The organism is Stenotrophomonas sp. 85239_Sma (assembly GCF_056481725.1).
This window is the reverse complement of the sequence record NZ_CM151163.1, coordinates 3,197,808-3,213,269: the sequence shown is the minus strand read 5'-3', so window position 1 is coordinate 3,213,269 and position 15,462 is coordinate 3,197,808. Positions and strand designations below refer to the sequence as shown.

Sequence of the window (15,462 nt, the reverse complement as noted above, 5' to 3'; positions counted from 1 at the left end):
GCCCGGGCCTGTTTTTCCGAAAGGTCATGCCGGACACGAAAAAGCCCCGCCATGGCGGGGCTTTTCCGTTGCTGCTGTTGCGGGATTACTTCACGCCGAACGCGTACTTGGCCTGCACGTAGATCGCGCGCCCGTAGGCGTTGTACAGGTAGTTGTTGTACGGCTGGCCGCTGGTGCCGGCGAAGCTGTAGCGCTGGTTGTCCGGCATCTTGTTGAACACATTGTTGACCATCAGCGACAGGGTCAGGTTTTCCATCGCGCGGTAGTTCACGCTCAGGTTGTAAGTGGTATAGGAACCCCACTTGCCAGCCTTGTAGCCGGAGCTGTGGACGTAGTCATAGCCGTTGCCCACGTAAGCCATGTAATTCGGCGTCTTGCCGATGTAGTTGGCATACAGGGTGGTGGTCCAGTTGTCCTTGGCCCAGCCGATCGAACCGTCCGCGCGCACCTTGGCGTACGAGTCGTACACCCACATCGCATACGGGTCGCGCAGCAGGTCCAGGTACTCGTCGCCCGGCTGCGGCTGCAGCTTGCGCTTGAGCATGTCGGTGTAGTTGGCCGAGAACTGCAGCGAGCCGAAGCGGCCGATGTCCTGCACGTACTTGAAGCTGGCGGTCAGCGCTTCCAGGTTCTGGCGGGCGACGTTCATCTTCGGCGTGTAGATCTCGTCGAGCACGCCCGATCCATCACGGGTGATCCAGTCATTGACGTTCTGGCAGCTGGCCGAGGTGTTGTTGGACTGGCCGTTGCGGCAGTAGTACTCGGCCAGCAGCAGCTGGTCGGAGCTGAGCGTATCGACCTCGTTCTTGATCTTCCAGTTGTAGTAGTCGACCGACAGCGACAGGTTGTTGATCGGTGCCCAGACGACGCCCGCATTCCAGACGTCGGCGGTGATCGGCTCCAGGTCCGGGTTGCCCGAGCGGGTGCCGAACACCGAGACGCTGTCGTATGGGCAGCCGGTGGTGTTGGCCGGGTCGTAGCCCAGCTGGCCGCAACGGTAGTAGTCGGTGGAGCCGTTGGCGTAGTAACCGCTGCGGCCCTGGAAGGCGTCGGACAGGGTCGGCGCGCGGAAGGCGGTGCCGTATTTGCCGCGGAACAGCAGGCTGTCGATCGGACGGAACTCGATGCCGACGCTGTAGGTGGCCTTGTCTACGGTGTTGCTGCCGATCTTGAAGGCGTCATAGCGGCCGGAGCCGGTGACGGTCAGCGTCTCCAGCAGCGGCATGCGCAGTTCGGTAGTCACCGCGTAGTTGCTGCGATGGCCGGCACCGGATACGGCGGTGGTGCCCCACACGCTACCGTCCATCAGGCCCGGGTCGGGCGTGTAATCCCAGCCTTCGCTGCCACCTTCGACAACCACGGCGAAGCCAGCATCGCCACCGGGCAGCTTGAACAGCGAGCCATTGGTGACCTGGGCGCGGGCCAGGTTCTGCCAGGTGCGGCTTTCGCTGTAGCTGTAGCCGGTGAAGCTCTGGAAGTCACCGGCGGGCAGCGGCGCGTAGAACGCTTCCCAGTTCGGGCTGTAGATGTCGTAGCCGGTGCTGGTGGTGCCCAGCACCGGGCCCAGCACGCGCTGCTCGAAGTAATCGTTGATCGGGTCGTTCCAGCGTACGAAGTTGCGTTCGGTCAGCTTGTACTCGCCGCGGGTGAAGCTGAGGCTGTAGTCCCAGTTGCCGGCGGTGCCGCGGCCGCCCAGGGTGACCTGGTAGGCCTTGTTGCGGTCGGTGTTCATGATGTCGCGGTAACCACCGCCACCGATGTCCTCCGGCGCGAACACGCGCTGCAGGTTCATGTACTGGCCGCTGGTCTGGTCATAGAAACGGCCCCATCCCGAGGAGGTGCCCCACCAGGTGTAGCCGGAACCGGTTGCGTACTTGACCTCTTCCAGGCTGTACAGCGCATCGCCGAACAGCTGGAAGTTGTCGTTCACGTCGAACGTGGCCGAGCTGTAGATCTGCCCGCTTTCCTTGCCGTTCTTGATGGTCTTGTAGCCGGTGCCATAGACCGAACCGCAGGCCTGGCCGGTCGGCCGGGTGCCGAGCACGGTGGTGCCGTCGAACTGGCCGGCCACGTTGGCGCAGAGGTTCGGGTCCATCATCGCGTAGCGGTTGTTGGCGGCCGGCAGCAGCACCAGGAAATCATTGGAGACATACTGCGGGCTGTAGCCGTCCGGGTTGTTGACCTTGGTCAGGTCACGCTGGTAACCCCAGATCGGGCTGGTCTTTTCATACTGCACGTTGACCAGTGCATGGAAGCGGTCATCCTTGGAGTTGAAGCCGCGTGCACCGCTGAGGCGGAAGCTGTTGCCGCCCCCTTCGCTGTAGGCGCCGCCACGCACATTGAGCACGCCACCATCCATGCGCTCCTTGAGGATGATGTTGACCACGCCGGCGATCGCGTCCGAGCCGTACAGCGAGGACTGGCCGCCCGGCAGGATCTCGATGCGTTCGACGATGTCGATCGGGATGCCGCTGATGTTGTTGAAGGTATCGCCGCCGTTGTACAGCGCCGGATACGAGAGCATCGGCCGGCCGTTGATCAGGTACTTGGTGTAGCCCGGGCTGAGGCCGAACATGCCGGCCGCTTCGGCGCCCTGGGTGAAGGATGCGGAGGTCTGGCCGCCCTGCAGGCCGCCGGTGGACAGCGAGGACTGCTGCAGGACATCGGCGACGCTGGTGAAACCGCGGGTCTGGATATCCTCGGCGGTGACAGTCAGGACGGGCGTGTGGTTCTCGATCTCGGTCTGCGGGATCAGCGATCCGGTGACGGTCACACGGTCAAGCTGGGTCGGCGCGTTGCCGTCCTGGGCCAGGGCGGTTCCGGAGGCCAGCAGGGTGCCCATCAGGGCGAGGGTCAGAGGGTGGCGCGAGAGCGTGGAACGTTGGCGAGACATGGTGGATCCCCGTAGTGAGCAATGTCTTGGCGGCGCAGTCCTTGCGCATTAACAATTCGTTCAGTGTGATTCCGTTCAGGTCGACCGTAACACGTTGTTAACGCCGTCAACACAGGGCTGTCACATCACGATGCTCCTGGAAGACAAGAAAACGCTTTTGAATCAATGGATAAGGCCATTTGTTTTGGTATGTTTCAAAAGGTGGCGACATGCAAGGCAGCGTGTCCGCTCTGAAATTTTGTGTTTGGAATCAACGCATTGCGATGCGTGAGTACTCCCCTGAACGTCGCTGTTTGTGTGTTGCGGTTCACATTTCTGTGGTCAGGCAGGAGAGGGTTCAGCCCCAAAAAAAAGGCCCCGCCGAAGCGGGGCCTGGTCCAGACACGGAGTCCGGAATACGACGGGATCAGAAGTCGTACTTGACCTGGGCCGAGATCTGGCGGCCATAGACGCTGTAGAAGCCGTCGTTGAACGGGGTCGATTCGTTGCCCGGGTAGTTGTAGCGCTGGCCTTCCGGCAGCTTGTTGAACACGTTGTTGACCATCAGCGACAGGGTCAGATCATCCTGCGCCTGGTAGTTCAGGCTCATGTTGTACGTGGTGTACGAGCCCCACTTGCCGGCCTTGGCGCCGGAGGAGTGGACGTAGTCATAGCTGCGGCCGGTGTAGGCCAGGTAGTTCGGGGTGCTGCCGACGTAGTTGGCGTACACGGTGGTGGTGAACTTGGAGATGGCCCAGCCCACCGACACGTCGCCACGGACCTTGGCGAAGTTGTCGTAGTACCACATGTTGTACGGATCGCTCAGCAGGTCCAGCTTCTGTGCACCCGGCAGGGCCACCACTTCACGCTTCAGCATGTTGGTGTAGTTGCCGGAGAACATCAGCGAACCGAAGCGGCCCAGGTCCTGCTGGTACTTGGCACCGACGGTTACCGCTTCCAGGTTCTGGCTGGCCACGTTGAGCTTCGGGGTGTACACGCGGGTCAGGTTGCCACCGGCGTCGCGGGTCACCCAGTCGGTCACGTTCTGGCAGCTGGCCGAGGTGTTGTTCGGCAGGCCGTTGTGGCACTGGTACTCGGCCAGCAGCAGCTGGTCGGTGCTCAGCGTCTTGACCTCGTTCTTGATCTTCCAGTTGTAGTAGTCGACCGACAGCGAGAAGTTGCTCACCGGGGCCCACACCACGCCTGCGCTCCACACGTCGGCGGTGATCGGCTTCAGGTCCGGGTTGCCGGACTTTTCGCTGTACACCGAGGTGGTCTTGTAGAACGAGCAGGCTTCGTCACGCAGTGCGTAACCCATCTGGCTGCAGCGGTAGTAATCGTTCTGGCCGGAGGCGAACGAGCCGCTCATGCCCTGGAAGGCATCGGACAGGGTCGGCGCGCGGAACGCGGTGCCGTACTTGCCGCGCAGCAGCAGGCTTTCAACCGGGCGGTATTCCAGGCCGATGCTGTAGGTGGCCTTGTCGACGGTCTTGTCGGCGATCTTGAAGGCGTCATAGCGGCCCGAGGCGCTGATGGTCAGCGATTCGAACACCGGCATGCGCAGTTCGCTGGTCACCGCGTAGTTGCTGCGGTGGCCGGCACCGGCCACGGCGCTGGCCCCCCAGGCGTTGCCATCGACGAAAGCCTGGTCGGGCGAGTAGTCCCAACCTTCGCTGCCGCCTTCCAGCACGACGGCCAGGCCGGCGTCGCCGCCGGGCAGGGAGAACAGCGAACCGTTGGTCACCTGCACGCGACCCAGGTTCTGCCAGGTCTTGCTGCGGTGGGTGCCATAGCCGGTGAAGCTGGCGAACTGGTCCGGAGTGATCGGCGAGTAGAAAGCGGTGTAGTCCGGGTTGTAGATGCCGAAGCCATCAGCGGTGGTGCCCAGGCGCGGGCCCAGCACGGTCTCGCCGAAGAAGCCTTCGATCTTGTCCTTCCAGCGCGCGAAGCGGTTCTGGTCCAGGCGGTATTCGCCGCGGGTGAAGCTGGCGCTGTAGTCCCAGTCGCCGACCATGCCCTTGCCGCCCAGGGTGACCTGGTAGGAACGGCTCTCATCGGAGTTCAGGATGTTGTTGTAGTGGCCCGGGCCGATTTCTTCCGGCGCGAAGGCGCGCTGCAGGTTCACGACCTTGCCCAGGCCCTGGTCGTAGAAGCCGCCCATCACCGACTTGGTGCCCCACCACAGGGCGCTGGAGCCGGAGGTGAACTCGGTCTTTTCCTTGCTGTACAGCACGTCGGCGAACAGCTGGAAGTTGTCGTTCACGTCGAAGGTCATCGACGAGTAGAACTGGCCGCTGTTCTTGCCGTTCTTCAGGGTCTTGTAGCCGGCGCTGTACACCGAGCCGCACGATTCGCCCGATGCACGCTTGCCGACGGTGGTGGTGCCGTCGTACAGGCCTGCCACGTTGGCGCAGCGGGTCGGGTCCATCATGTACAGCTTGTTGTCGGCGTTGCCGATGACGGCAAAGTCGTTCGACGGCAGCTGCGCGGTGTAACCGACCGGGTTGTTCTGCTTGGTGATGTCACGCTGGTAGCCCCAGATCGGGCTGCCGTTTTCGATCTGCACGTTGACCAGCGCATGGAAACGGTCGTCGAACGCGTTGAAGCCCTTGGCGGCGCTGAAGCGGATGTTGCTGCCACCGCCTTCGGTGTAGGTGCCGCCACGGATCGACATCGTGCCGCCGTCCATGCGTTCCTTCAGGATGATGTTGACCACACCGGCGATCGCGTCCGAGCCGTACAGCGACGACTGGCCGCCCGGCAGGACTTCGATGCGCTCGACGATGTCGATCGGAATGCCGCTGATGTTGTTGAACGACTCGCTGCCGTTGTACAGCGCCGGATACGAGAGCATCGGGCGGCCGTTGATCAGGTACTTGGTGTAGCCGGGGTTCAGGCCGAACATGCCGGCCGCTTCGGCGCCCTGGGTGAACGCACCCGAGGTCTGGCCACCCTGCAGGCCGCCGGTGGTCAGCGACGACTGCTGCAGCACTTCAGCAACACTGCTGAAACCGCGGGTCTGGATGTCTTCGGCGGTGATGGACATCACCGGGGTCTGGGTTTCGACCTGGGTCTGCGGGATCAGCGAACCGGTGACGGTGATCTTGTCCAGGTTGGTCGCCTTGTCCTGGGCCATTGCCGGGGCGGCGGCCATCAGAGCGGAAATCAGGGCGACGGCGAGCGTGTTGCGACGTGCGGTATTGCTGACGTGTTTCATGTAGTTCCATTGGAGAGCAAAAAACAAAAACGGCACTGCGCATGCGCCATCGCGCGGGCCGGAATAACCGGCTCCACAGCTCAAAACAGTGCTTATCGAACGTAACATGAACTTAACAATCTGTGCACGAATCTGTCGCAATCCTGAATTTCAGTCAGGTTACGTCCAGCTTGTATGATGTTGGGTTCTCCCCCCTGACCCCGCCGGTGCTCGTTGTGAACAGTTCTCCCCGCCGCCCCCATGCCAGCCAGGTCCAGAAGGGACTGACGCCGCATGCCCGCATCCGCAACGTGATCGCGGTCGGTTCGGGCAAGGGCGGCGTCGGCAAGTCCACCACCTCGGTGAACCTGGCCGTGGCGCTGCAGCAGCTCGGCGCCCGCGTGGGCGTGCTCGACGCCGATATCTATGGCCCCAGCGTGCCAGCCATGCTGGGCCTGTCCGGCCGCCCGGAAAGCCCGGACAACAAGAGCATCGAGCCGTTGCGTGCCTTTGGCGTGGACACCATGTCGATCGGCTACCTGATCGAAGAGGACACGCCGATGATCTGGCGTGGCCCGATGGCCACCTCGGCGATGACCCAGCTGTTCAACGACACCCTGTGGGACGACCTGGATTTCCTGCTGATCGACCTGCCGCCGGGCACCGGTGACATCCAGCTGACCCTGACCCAGAAGATTCCGCTGGCCGGTGCGGTGATCGTCACCACGCCGCAGGACATCGCCACGCTGGATGCGAAGAAAGCGCTGAAGATGTTCGAGAAAGTCGAGGTGCCGGTGCTGGGCATTGTCGAGAACATGGCGGTGCATACCTGCAGCAGCTGCGGGCACATCGAGCACCTGTTCGGCGAGGGCGGCGGCGAGCGCATGGCCGCGCAGTACGGCGTGCCGCTGCTGGGTTCGCTGCCGCTGCAGATCGGCATCCGCGAACAGGGCGATGCAGGCACCCCGATCACCGTGGCCCAGCCGGATTCGGCGCCGGCCCAGGCCTATCGCCATGCCGCACAGCGCCTGATCGAGGAAGTGGGCAAGCGCCCGCGCGCCTCGATCCCGATCCTGTCGTCGCTGCTGTGAGTGCCGGGGCAGGGGCCGCCGGCCGAGGCCGGGCCCCTGCTAGAATCCTCGCGCCCCCTCGTACCCCCAGGACAAAGCATGAGCATCAAGAGTGACCGTTGGATCCGCCGCATGTCCGAGCAGCACGGCATGATCGAGCCGTTCGAGGCGGGGCAGGTCAAGCAGGCCAACGGCCAGCGCATCGTCAGCTATGGCACGTCCAGCTATGGCTACGACGTGCGCTGCTCGCGCGAGTTCAAGGTATTCACCAACATCAACTCGACGATTGTCGATCCCAAGCACTTCGACTCGGGCAGCTTCGTCGACATCACCGCCGACGAATGCATCATCCCGCCGAACAGCTTCGCGCTGGCGCGTACCGTCGAGTACTTCCGCATCCCGCGCGATACCCTGGTGGTGTGCCTGGGCAAGAGCACCTACGCGCGCTGCGGCATCATCGTCAACGTGACGCCGCTGGAGCCGGAATGGGAAGGCCACGTCACCCTGGAATTCAGCAACACCACGCCGCTGCCGGCGCGCATCTACGCCAACGAAGGCGTGGCGCAGATGCTGTTCTTCCAGGCGGCCGCCGATGACGTGTGCGAGACGTCGTACCGCGATCGTGGCGGCAAGTACCAGGGCCAGACCGGCGTGACCCTGCCGCGGACCTGATCGCTCGCGTCATCACCCATCGAGAACGCCGGGCGATGCCCGGCGTTTCCGTTTCTGGTGCGTGCCCGGGCATGGCCGGGCACTGCCTTATTTGCCGCGACCGAACAGCATCGCGATGCCGACGCCCACCAGGGCCACCGGCCACCAGGTCAACAGCAGCTTGGACAGGTTCAGATGCGTCCAGCCGAGATTGCTGGCGAGCATGAACAGGCCGATCAGGATCAGCAGGACGGCGGCAACGAGGTTGAATCGCATCGGGTCGGCGAAGGCTCAGGACTGGGCCGGATATCCTAGCCGTTCCTTCCAGTAGGCGACATGCTGGTCCAGCGCCGCCGGCTCGTAACGGTGCGCCGGGCCGCTGCCCCAGACCGGGCCCGGCCAGGCCGGATCGCCGTCATGGCGGCCGATGACATGGAAGTGCAGCTGGCGCACGATGTTGCCCAGCGCCCCGATGTTGATCTTTTCCACCCCGTCGGCGCCCTTCAGGGCCTTGCAGGCGCGGTTGAGCTCGGTGCGCAGCTTGTCCTGCTGCTCGCCGTCCAGCTCGATCCACTCGGTCACCCCGGCCAAGCGCGGTACCAGCACCAGCCAGGGGAATCGTTCGTCGTTCATCAGCCGCACTTGCGACAACGGTCCTTCCGCCACCAGCACGCTATCGGTGGCCAGGCGTGAATCGAGTTCGAATTCGCTCATCCAAGATGCTCCGAGAAGAAGTCCAGGGTGCGTTGCAGCGCCAGGGCGGCGCTGTCTGGATCATACGCATGTCCGACCTCCCGGTTGAAGGCGTGATCAGCCGGATAGACGTAGGTGGCCATCTGCGGCAGTTTCTCGCGATGGGCCTGGATGGCTTCCGGCGGGATGCTCCTGTCCTGGGCGCCGAAGTGGAAGATCACCGGGGCCTTGGGCGCCTCGTCAAGGAACTGCACGTTGCGCGCACCGTAGTAGCTGACCGAGGGCAGGCCCAGGCGCAGGGCCGACAGCATCGCCACCGTGCCGCCCCAGCAGTAGCCGACCGTGCCGACCTTGCCGTAGCGGGCCAGCCGGGTCGCCGCCGCGCGGACCACTTCCAGCGCCTTCTCCATGCCCAGCGCACCGACCCGTTCCAGGCCCTGCTTCACGCCCTCGGCGTCGTAGGGCAGGGCGTCCGGATCGGCGTCGGCGCCGTCAAGCAGGTCGAAGAAGGATGGCGCCAGCACCGCATAGCCTTCGGCCGCGAAACGCTCTGCCACGCCGCGGATGTGCGGATTGGCGCCGAAGATTTCCTGCACCACCACCAGGCCACCGCGCGCGGTGCCTTCCGGCAGGGCCTGCCAGGCCCGCACCGGGCCGTGATGCGTATCCAGGGTGATCCACTCGGCCATCGTCATCTTCCTCGTTGCTGGGAACAGAGCTGCATTGTCGGTGCTGCGCCGGTTAGCGCGGTGTCAGCAGCTGTGCGTGATCGGGCAATTGGCCGTTCAGAGCCTGGCCGCCAACCCCGGTATACTGGCGCCCTTTCAGGCCCCGGCCCCCAGGACCCCCTGCCATGCCGGCAGGGGCCCAGGCCCCCAGAGTCCCGCGATTCCATGTCCCAGCTGAACCCCAAAGTCGGCTTCGTCAGCCTTGGCTGCCCGAAGGCCCTCGTCGATTCCGAGCGCATCCTCACCCAGCTGCGGTCCGAGGGATACGACATCGTCCCGTCCTACGATTCGGCCGACGTGGTGGTGGTCAACACCTGTGGCTTCATCGATTCGGCGGTGACCGAGTCGCTGGATGCCATTGGCGAGGCGATGAACCAGAACGGCAAGGTCATCGTCACTGGCTGCCTGGGCAAGCGCCCGGAACAGATCCGCGAGGCGTACCCCAATGTGCTGGCGGTGTCCGGCCCGCAGGATTACCAGAGCGTGATGGAAGCGGTGCATGAAGCTCTGCCGCCCAGGCACGATCCGTTCGTGGACCTGGTGCCCGACTACGGCATCAAGCTGACGCCACGCCACTACGCTTATCTGAAGATTTCCGAAGGCTGCAACCACAAATGCAGCTTCTGCATCATTCCGTCGATGCGCGGCAAGCTGGTCTCGCGCCCGGTCGACGAGGTGCTGCGTGAAGCCGAGCGCCTGGTGCGTGGGGGCGTGCGTGAGCTGCTGGTGGTCTCGCAGGACACCTCGGCCTATGGCGTGGACGTGAAGTACGCCGAGAAGATGTGGCGCGACAAGGCCTACCAGACCCGCTTGAAGGCGCTGTGCGAAGGCCTGTCCGAGCTGGATGCGTGGGTGCGCATGCACTACGTCTATCCGTATCCGCACGTGGACGAGGTGGTGCCGCTGATGGCCGAGAACCGGATCCTGCCGTACCTGGACATCCCGTTCCAGCATGCGAGCCCGCGCATCCTGCGCTTGATGAAGCGCCCCGGGGCGGTCGAGAAGACTCTGGAGCGCGTGCAGAACTGGCGCCGCATCGCGCCGGACATCACCGTGCGTTCGACCTTCATCGTCGGCTTCCCGGGCGAGACCGAGGCCGAGTTCGAGGAACTGCTGTCGTTCCTCGACGAAGCGCAGCTGGATCGCGTGGGTGCGTTCGCCTACTCGCCGGTCGAGGGTGCCACCGCCAACGATCTGCCCGATGCTGTGCCGGAGGAAGTGAAGCAGGAACGCCTGGCCCGCTTCATGGAGAAGCAGGCGCAGATTTCCGCCGCGCGCCTGGAAGCCAAGATCGGTACCGTGCAGCAGTGCCTGGTCGATGCCATCGAAGGCGATATCGCCGTAGCCCGCTCCAAGGCCGATGCGCCGGAGATCGATGGCCTGGTGCATATCCAGAATGCCGACCAGGTGCCGCTGCGCGTGGGCGAGTTCATCGACGTCGAAATCACCGAGAGCGACGAGCACGACCTGTACGGTGACGCGCTGCCCGCCGCTACCCGCCCGGCATTCGACCTCAGGATGCTGTGACCGCAGCGACGGCCGCCGCCGGTGACGGGGGCGGCGTCCGCCGCTTCGTGCCGCCGCCACGTGCGGCGGTCGATCCGCAGGTGTTCGGGCACCCGCTGTTTGCCGGATTGCGCGACGTTCGTGATCTGTTGGAAGGCCCGGGGTGGCCGTCCGTTGCAGCGCTCGAGGCACGCCTCGTGCTGCCCGGCAAGCAGCTGGTCGAGCAGGATGCCACGCTGCTGGCCGACGGTCTGCACTACGAAGCCCGCATCGCGCAGGGCCGCATCGCCACCCGCGCCGACAACTGGCATGACCTGTTCAACGCGCTGGTGTGGGCCCGTTACCCGCAGCTCAAGCAGGTGCTCAATGCGCAGCAGTGCCGGCATATCGAGGCGATGCCGCCGGGCCAACGCAACCGTGCACAGGCGGCGCTGACCCAGTTCGACGAAACCGGCGTGATCGTGCGTGTGCGCGATGGCACGTTGCTGCGCGCGTGGGACGGGCATGACTGGCCTGCATTGTTCGAGCCGTCGCGCTGGCAGGGCGGTGACATCGCCATTGCCGCGGTATTCGGGCATGCGCTGATGGAACAGGCGCTGCTGCCCGGGCGATTGCTGGTGGGCAAGTGCGTGGTGGTGCGGGGTGATGCCGATGCTGACTGTGTTGACGCAGTGACCGCGGCCATCGCCGCGGGCAGGGTAGTGACCGATCCGCTGCAGCTGCGGCCCCTGCCATTGGCCGGCATTCCCGGCTGGCACGATGTGCAGGATGCCGCCTTCTATCGCAATACCGGTTATTTCCGCCCGCTGCGTGCAGGACGCGCGTACCCGCCGCCGTTGTTGCTTCTGTAGCGTCGAGCCACCCTCGACTGTTGGACAACGCAGTCGAGACTGGCTCGACGCTATAAGGGCTCGTACTCCACCCCGATCACCGCAAAGGTGAACTGCCCGCCGGGCAGCTCCACCGAGAACTCGTCCTCCAGCCGTTTCTTCAGCAGCGCCCTCGCCAGTGGTGAGTCGATGCTGATCCAGCCCAGCCCGGCGTCGGTCTCATCCGGCCCGACAATGCGGTAGCGGCTGGTGTCGCCGCTGTCCACGTTCTCAAGTTCCACCCACGCACCGAAGAACACTGCCTGCGGATCGGTCGGCGTGGTATCGACCACGCGCAGCGATTCCAGCCGCTTGGTCAGGTAGCGCACGCGGCGGTCGATTTCGCCCAGCTGCTTCTTGCGATAGGTGTACTCGGCGTTCTCCGAACGGTCGCCTTCCGCGGCAGCGGCGGCCAGCGCCTTCACCACATCCGGGCGGCGCACACGCCACAGCTCATCCAGTTCGGATTTCAGCCGCGCATGCCCGGAGGCGGTGATCAGGGCGGTGCTTTTTTCTGCGGGGGGGCGCCAACGCGACATGAAATACAACTTCTATTCGAGGGGGAGCGGTGGAGGAGCGGGGTCGGACCCCTTTCCAGCGGAAAGGGATCCGAGCCCGGCAGGGGCAGCTAGCGCTTGCCGCCGAAGATGCCACCGAGGATGCCGCGTACGATCTGGTTGCCCAGCTTGGTGCCGACGGTGCGGGTGGTCTGCTTTGCCATGGTCTCGATCATGCCCTGGCGACGCTTGGTGCCGAAGATCGCATCCTTGATCGCCTGGCCGAAACCACCTTCCTGCGCTTCGTCCTGCTCACGGCTGCGTGCGGCAGGTGCCTGTGCCTGTTCGGTCGCCTTCTGCGCGCGCTGGGCCAGCAGTTCGGCGGCCGATTCGCGGTTGATCGCGGTGTCGTAGCGGCTGCCGACCGGGCTGCCGGCACGCACCTGGGCGCGCTCGGCCTCGGTGATCGGCCCCATCCGGCAGCGTGGCGGCGCGATCATCGTCTGCTGCACCGGCATCGGTACGCCCTTGTCCTGCAGCGTGGAGACCAGGGCCTCGCCGGTACCGAGCTGGCTCAGTACCTTGGTCACGTCCAGCTTAGGGTTCGGCACGAACGTCTCGGCCGCGGTCTTCACCGCCTTCTGGTCGCGCGGGGTGAACGCACGCAGCGCGTGCTGCACGCGGTTGCCGAGCTGGCCGAGGATGTTGCCCGGCACGTCGTCGGGGAACTGCGAGCAGAAGTACACGCCCACACCCTTGGAACGGATCAGTCGCACCACCTGTTCGATGCGCTGCACCAGCGATGGCGGCGCATCGTCGAACAGCAGGTGGGCCTCGTCGAAGATGAAGACCAGCTTCGGCTTGTCCAGGTCGCCCACTTCCGGCAGCTGCTCGAACAGCTCCGACAGCAGCCACAGCAGGAAGGTGGAGTACAGCTTGGGCTTGAGGACCAGCTGGTCGGCGGCGAGGATGCCGATCACGCCGCGGCCGTCGTGGTTGACCCGCATGATGTCGGCCAGCTCCAGCGCCGGCTCACCGAAGAAGTTCTCGCCGCCATCCTGCGCCAGGCGCAGCACCGAACGCTGGATCGCGGCGATCGACTGCGCACTGACCAGGCCGTACTCGGTGGAGATGTCCTTGCGCTCCTCCGCGACCAGGCCGAGCAGGGCGCGCAGGTCGTCCATGTCCAGCAGCAGCAGCCCGCGGTCGTCGGCCAGCTTGAACACGATGTCGAGCACGCCGGACTGGGTATCGTTCAACTCGAGGATGCGCGCCAGCAGGGTCGGGCCCATCTCGCTGACGGTGGTGCGTACCGGGTGGCCCAGCTTGCCGTACAGGTCCCAGAAGAGGGTCGGGCTGGCGGTCGGCGCATAGTCGGCCACGCCGATCTCGGCAGCACGCTTGAGCAGGTTCTCGGCACCGCTGCCGGGTACGGCCAGGCCGGAGACATCACCCTTCACATCGGCCAGGAACACCGGCACGCCGAGGCGCGAAAACCCTTCGGCCAGGGTCATCAGGGTCACGGTCTTGCCGGTACCGGTGGCGCCGGCCACCAGGCCGTGACGGTTGCCGAGTTTCGGCAGCAGGGTGACGGCAATATCGTCGGTAATGCCTTTGCCGAGCAGAATCGGATCCATGGTCCAGCCCTTGTGATGAATAGTCCAATGTTAACCGCCGGCCGTGACGGTCCGAAGGTCGGCTTGCCCGGACCTTGGCGGCGCCGCTACTCTGCCTGCCTGTTTCGCACACAGTGCCATCAATGCCCGTTCCTGTCCTGATTTCCCGTGGTTGGCCGCTGTTGGCCCTGGCCGGCCTGGTTTCCCTGGCACCCGACGCCCATGCGCAGCGGGTTTCGGCCCGGGACAAGGTGAAGGTGGATGCGCTGCAACAGCGCATGACCGCCGCCGAAAAGCGCTACAGCGACGCCCTGCTGCTGGCCGCCAATGCCGACCCGAAGGGCAGCAACGAGGCCGATGCCGCGCTGGAGGACATGGAAGATGTCCTCAACGACTGCGTGAAGCAGAAGGGCTGCCAGATGGGCACCCTGCTGGCCAGCTACAAGCGCCTGCTCAAGCACGACGCTGATGCGGCCGCCAGCGATGACGTGGCCGATGAAGGTGGTGACCGCCTGGAGGCCGACCCCGACCATATCGGCCCGCTCACCGCGGACGTGCCCGAGGCGGCGCGTGCCGCCGCGCTGCTGAACGATAAACGGCACGCCTTCGACAGCATGGTCGAGTACAACCCGGCGGTACAGGCCGGCATCCGCCGCTGGTTGACCGACATGCGCCCGGCACTGCTCACCAGCTACGAGAATTACCAGAACCTGCGCGCAGTGATGTGGCCGGAATGGGAAAAACGCGGCCTGCCCGAGGCGCTGCTGTTCGGCATCATGGCCAAGGAATCCAACGGCCGCGTGCATGCGTCCTCGCGTGCGGGCGCCGCCGGGTTGATGCAGTTCATGCCGGCCACCGGACGCCGCTTCGGCCTCGGCCCGGACGGCACCGGTTTCGACACCCGCTTCGACGCGCGCAGCGCCGCCGAAGCCAGCGCCAGTTATCTCAACGAGCGCCTGCGCGAACTGAACAACAACGTGGAAATGTCGGTGGCCGCCTACAACGGTGGTGAAGGTCGTGCCGCGCGCGTGTTCAAGCAGAGCGGTGGCCAGAGCTTCTGGACCGACAGCGTCTACAACCAGTTCCCCGGTGAAACCAAGGATTACGTGCCGATGGTGATCGCCGCGGCCTGGATCTTCCTGCACCCGCAGCAGTACGGCGTGGAGTTCCCGAAGATCAGCGCGCAGCCCGCCACGCTGCGTCTGGCCAGGTCCACCACGATCTACGAATTGACCATCTGCCTGGGCAGCCACGGTACCCGCGATGGCTACATGCGTGCATTGCGCAATCTCAACCCGCGTTACGAAGCCGATGGCTGGATTCCGGCCGGTACGCTGATCAACGCCACCACCCGCATCGCGGGCCTGTACCAGCGCAACTGCGTCAGTGGCCCGCGCGCCGACCTCGCGCGCACCCTGATCACCGCCGATCTGAACGCGGCGATCAAGCGCCCGGCCGCAACGAGCTACACCGGCAGCGTGGCCGTCGGCGGGGTGGTGCCAGTGGCCGACGCCGCTGCCTCCACCAGCGTACCGACCACCCCGGTCGCTCCGGTGGCCACGCCGCGTCCGGCCGCGCGGCCCAAACCGGTGCGCAGCCACAAGGTGGCCAGGGGCGAAACCCTGGGCGCCATCGCGGCGAAGTTCCAGTGCGACGTGCCGACCCTGGCCCGCGCCAATGGCCTGAAGGCCCCTGCCTACAGCCTGCGCCACGGCCAGACGCTGAAGCTGCAGGGCTGCGACAAGTAATCCCCCCGATCCCTGG

General features: G+C 65.0%; 12 protein-coding genes. 5 read left to right on the top strand and 7 right to left on the bottom strand.

Going from position 1 to position 15,462, the window contains the following annotated elements; all coding sequences use genetic code 11:
• Positions 1–85: 85 nt before the first annotated feature.
• Entirely contained in the window at positions 86–2,893 is a 2,808-nt protein-coding gene (locus ACYKG1_RS15085; RefSeq protein ID WP_100473498.1) for a TonB-dependent receptor domain-containing protein, read from the bottom strand.
• 406 nt (positions 2,894–3,299) lie between these two features.
• Positions 3,300–6,089 (bottom strand): TonB-dependent receptor plug domain-containing protein, encoded by a 2,790-nt coding sequence (locus tag ACYKG1_RS15080; RefSeq protein ID WP_087923224.1) that lies wholly within the window; start codon positions 6,087–6,089, stop codon positions 3,300–3,302.
• Between the two features lie 215 nt (positions 6,090–6,304).
• On the opposite strand from ACYKG1_RS15080, the gene apbC reads away from it, so the two are divergent.
• Positions 6,305–7,159, top strand: coding sequence for an iron-sulfur cluster carrier protein ApbC (apbC, locus tag ACYKG1_RS15075; RefSeq protein ID WP_005418013.1), 855 nt, complete (start codon positions 6,305–6,307; stop codon positions 7,157–7,159).
• Positions 7,160–7,237: 78 nt separating this feature from the next.
• Entirely contained in the window at positions 7,238–7,810 is a 573-nt protein-coding gene (dcd, locus tag ACYKG1_RS15070; RefSeq protein WP_014037995.1) for a dCTP deaminase, read from the top strand.
• Between the two features lie 87 nt (positions 7,811–7,897).
• Here dcd and ACYKG1_RS15065 read toward each other — a convergent pair whose 3' ends face one another.
• The 3 genes from ACYKG1_RS15065 to ACYKG1_RS15055 are packed head-to-tail and all read right to left on the bottom strand — an operon-like array spanning position 7,898 to position 9,171.
• Positions 7,898–8,065: a LiaI-LiaF-like domain-containing protein gene (locus ACYKG1_RS15065; protein WP_005418011.1), complete on the bottom strand. Its 168-nt coding sequence runs from the start codon at positions 8,063–8,065 to the stop codon at positions 7,898–7,900.
• A gap of 15 nt (positions 8,066–8,080) precedes the next feature.
• A complete protein-coding gene (locus ACYKG1_RS15060) occupies positions 8,081–8,503 on the bottom strand; it encodes an HIT domain-containing protein (RefSeq protein ID WP_014647910.1) in 423 nt (140 codons plus the stop codon).
• The gene (locus ACYKG1_RS15055) at positions 8,500–9,171 is read right to left on the bottom strand and encodes a dienelactone hydrolase family protein (RefSeq protein ID WP_478470835.1); all 672 of its coding nucleotides are present in this window, start codon (positions 9,169–9,171) and stop codon (positions 8,500–8,502) included. The genes ACYKG1_RS15060 and ACYKG1_RS15055 overlap by 4 nt, the downstream gene beginning before the upstream one ends.
• A gap of 204 nt (positions 9,172–9,375) precedes the next feature.
• Here ACYKG1_RS15055 and rimO point away from each other — a divergent pair, with 204 nt between their 5' ends.
• Together rimO and ACYKG1_RS15045 are read left to right on the top strand one after the other, a co-directional pair.
• Entirely contained in the window at positions 9,376–10,737 is a 1,362-nt protein-coding gene (gene rimO / locus ACYKG1_RS15050; RefSeq protein ID WP_100473495.1) for a 30S ribosomal protein S12 methylthiotransferase RimO, read from the top strand.
• A complete protein-coding gene (locus tag ACYKG1_RS15045) occupies positions 10,734–11,567 on the top strand; it encodes a DUF3025 domain-containing protein (RefSeq protein ID WP_478470834.1) in 834 nt (277 codons plus the stop codon). Before rimO ends, ACYKG1_RS15045 begins: the two co-directional genes overlap by 4 nt.
• 50 nt (positions 11,568–11,617) lie before the next feature.
• On the opposite strand, the gene greB is transcribed toward ACYKG1_RS15045, so the two are convergent.
• Both greB and ACYKG1_RS15035 read right to left on the bottom strand, forming a co-directional pair.
• A complete protein-coding gene (gene greB, locus ACYKG1_RS15040) occupies positions 11,618–12,124 on the bottom strand; it encodes a transcription elongation factor GreB (protein ID WP_100473493.1) in 507 nt (168 codons plus the stop codon).
• Positions 12,125–12,213: 89 nt separating this feature from the next.
• The gene (locus ACYKG1_RS15035) at positions 12,214–13,719 is read right to left on the bottom strand and encodes a helicase HerA-like domain-containing protein (RefSeq protein WP_262082799.1); all 1,506 of its coding nucleotides are present in this window, start codon (positions 13,717–13,719) and stop codon (positions 12,214–12,216) included.
• Positions 13,720–13,841: 122 nt separating this feature from the next.
• Here ACYKG1_RS15035 and ACYKG1_RS15030 point away from each other — a divergent pair, with 122 nt between their 5' ends.
• Positions 13,842–15,446, top strand: a complete 1,605-nt coding sequence (locus tag ACYKG1_RS15030; RefSeq protein WP_100473491.1) for a transglycosylase SLT domain-containing protein — start codon at positions 13,842–13,844, stop codon at positions 15,444–15,446.
• Positions 15,447–15,462 lie beyond the last annotated feature (16 nt).

Bases quoted from the DNA above. Each gene is read 5' to 3' on its own strand.
- ACYKG1_RS15055 (WP_478470835.1), bottom strand. From the start codon at position 9,171: ATGGCCGAGTGGATCACCCTGGATACGCATCACGGCCCGGTGCGGGCC.
- rimO (WP_100473495.1), top strand. From the start codon at position 9,376: ATGTCCCAGCTGAACCCCAAAGTCGGCTTCGTCAGCCTTGGCTGCCCG.
- ACYKG1_RS15030 (WP_100473491.1), top strand. From the start codon at position 13,842: ATGCCCGTTCCTGTCCTGATTTCCCGTGGTTGGCCGCTGTTGGCCCTG.
- ACYKG1_RS15080 (WP_087923224.1), bottom strand. From the start codon at position 6,089: ATGAAACACGTCAGCAATACCGCACGTCGCAACACGCTCGCCGTCGCC.
- ACYKG1_RS15085 (WP_100473498.1), bottom strand. From the start codon at position 2,893: ATGTCTCGCCAACGTTCCACGCTCTCGCGCCACCCTCTGACCCTCGCC.
- dcd (WP_014037995.1), top strand. From the start codon at position 7,238: ATGAGCATCAAGAGTGACCGTTGGATCCGCCGCATGTCCGAGCAGCAC.
- ACYKG1_RS15035 (WP_262082799.1), bottom strand. From the start codon at position 13,719: ATGGATCCGATTCTGCTCGGCAAAGGCATTACCGACGATATTGCCGTC.
- ACYKG1_RS15065 (WP_005418011.1), bottom strand. From the start codon at position 8,065: ATGCGATTCAACCTCGTTGCCGCCGTCCTGCTGATCCTGATCGGCCTG.
- greB (WP_100473493.1), bottom strand. From the start codon at position 12,124: ATGTCGCGTTGGCGCCCCCCCGCAGAAAAAAGCACCGCCCTGATCACC.
- ACYKG1_RS15060 (WP_014647910.1), bottom strand. From the start codon at position 8,503: ATGAGCGAATTCGAACTCGATTCACGCCTGGCCACCGATAGCGTGCTG.